The organism is Streptomyces sp. NPDC005263 (assembly GCF_042872365.1).
Classification (GTDB): domain Bacteria; phylum Actinomycetota; class Actinomycetes; order Streptomycetales; family Streptomycetaceae; genus Streptomyces.
This window is the reverse complement of sequence record NZ_JBIAKJ010000032.1, coordinates 1-2,403: the sequence shown is the minus strand read 5'-3', so window position 1 is coordinate 2,403 and position 2,403 is coordinate 1. Positions and strand designations below refer to the sequence as shown.

The 2,403-nt window shown below is 56.4% G+C and carries 1 rRNA gene; it reads right to left on the bottom strand.

From position 1 onward, the window contains the following. Positions 1–39: 39 nt before the first annotated feature. A 23S ribosomal RNA gene (locus ACFYRY_RS42925) occupies positions 40–2,403 on the bottom strand; the annotation flags it as partial.

Here is a 2,403-nt window from a genome sequence, read left to right as displayed (position 1 = left end):
TTCGTGGTTTCAGAACCAACACAGTGGACGCGAGCAACTGAGGACAAGCCCTCGGCCTATTAGTACCGGTCACCTCCACACGTTACCGTGCTTCCAGATCCGGCCTATCAACCCAGTCGTCTACTGGGAGCCTTAACCCCTCAAAGGGGGTGGGAATACTCATCTCGAAGCAGGCTTCCCGCTTAGATGCTTTCAGCGGTTATCCCTCCCGAACGTAGCCAACCAGCCATGCCCTTGGCAGAACAACTGGCACACCAGAGGTTCGTCCGTCCCGGTCCTCTCGTACTAGGGACAGCCCTTCTCAATATTCCTACGCGCGCAGCGGATAGGGACCGAACTGTCTCACGACGTTCTAAACCCAGCTCGCGTACCGCTTTAATGGGCGAACAGCCCAACCCTTGGGACCGACTCCAGCCCCAGGATGCGACGAGCCGACATCGAGGTGCCAAACCATCCCGTCGATATGGACTCTTGGGGAAGATCAGCCTGTTATCCCCGGGGTACCTTTTATCCGTTGAGCGACGGCGCTTCCACAAGCCACCGCCGGATCACTAGTCCCGACTTTCGTCCCTGCTCGACCCGTCGGTCTCACAGTCAAGCTCCCTTGTGCACTTACACTCAACACCTGATTGCCAACCAGGCTGAGGGAACCTTTGGGCGCCTCCGTTACTCTTTAGGAGGCAACCGCCCCAGTTAAACTACCCATCAGACACTGTCCCTGATCCGGATCACGGACCCAGGTTAGACATCCAGCACGACCAGACTGGTATTTCAACGACGACTCCACCTGAACTGGCGTCCAAGCTTCACAGTCTCCCAGCTATCCTACACAAGCCGAACCGAACACCAATATCAAACTGTAGTAAAGGTCCCGGGGTCTTTCCGTCCTGCTGCGCGAAACGAGCATCTTTACTCGTAGTGCAATTTCACCGGGCCTATGGTTGAGACAGTCGAGAAGTCGTTACGCCATTCGTGCAGGTCGGAACTTACCCGACAAGGAATTTCGCTACCTTAGGATGGTTATAGTTACCACCGCCGTTTACTGGCGCTTAAGTTCTCAGCTTCGCCAAGACGAATCTTGACTAACCGGTCCCCTTAACGTTCCAGCACCGGGCAGGCGTCAGTCCGTATACATCGCCTTACGGCTTCGCACGGACCTGTGTTTTTAGTAAACAGTCGCTTCTCGCTGGTCTCTGCGGCCACACCCAGCTCACCGTGTAAAACGGATCACCAGACATGGCCCCCCTTCTCCCGAAGTTACGGGGGCATTTTGCCGAGTTCCTTAACCATAGTTCACCCGAACGCCTCGGTATTCTCTACCTGACCACCTGAGTCGGTTTAGGGTACGGGCCGCCATGAAACTCGCTAGAGGCTTTTCTCGACAGCATAGGATCATCCACTTCACCACAATCGGCTCGGCATCAGGTCTCAGACTATTGCCAGGCGGATTTACCTACCTGACGTCCTACACCCTTACCCCGGGACAACCACCGCCCGGGATGGACTACCTTCCTGCGTCACCCCATCACTCACCTACTACAAGTCTGGTCCGTCGGCTCCACCACTTTCCATTCCCCGAAGGGTCCGGAACGGCTTCACGGACTTAGCATCGCCTGATTCAATGTTTGACGCTTCACAGCGGGTACCGGAATATCAACCGGTTATCCATCGACTACGCCTGTCGGCCTCGCCTTAGGTCCCGACTTACCCTGGGCAGATCAGCTTGACCCAGGAACCCTTAGTCAATCGGCGCACACGTTTCCCACGTGTGTATCGCTACTCATGCCTGCATTCTCACTCGTGAACCGTCCACCACTGCCTTCCGGCGCGGCTTCACCCGGCACACGACGCTCCCCTACCCATCACAGCGGGCGTTGGCCCTCATGCTGCAATGACACGACTTCGGCGGTACGCTTGAGCCCCGCTACATTGTCGGCGCGGAATCACTAGACCAGTGAGCTATTACGCACTCTTTCAAGGGTGGCTGCTTCTAAGCCAACCTCCTGGTTGTCTGTGCGACTCCACATCCTTTCCCACTTAGCGTACGCTTAGGGGCCTTAGTCGATGCTCTGGGCTGTTTCCCTCTCGACCATGGAGCTTATCCCCCACAGTCTCACTGCCGCGCTCTCACTTACCGGCATTCGGAGTTTGGCTAAGGTCAGTAACCCGGTAGGGCCCATCGCCTATCCAGTGCTCTACCTCCGGCAAGAAACACACGACGCTGCACCTAAATGCATTTCGGGGAGAACCAGCTATCACGGAGTTTGATTGGCCTTTCACCCCTAACCACAGGTCATCCCCCAGGTTTTCAACCCTGGTGGGTTCGGTCCTCCACGAAGTCTTACCTCCGCTTCAACCTGCCCATGGCTAGATCACTCCGCTTCGGGTCTTGAGCGTGCTACT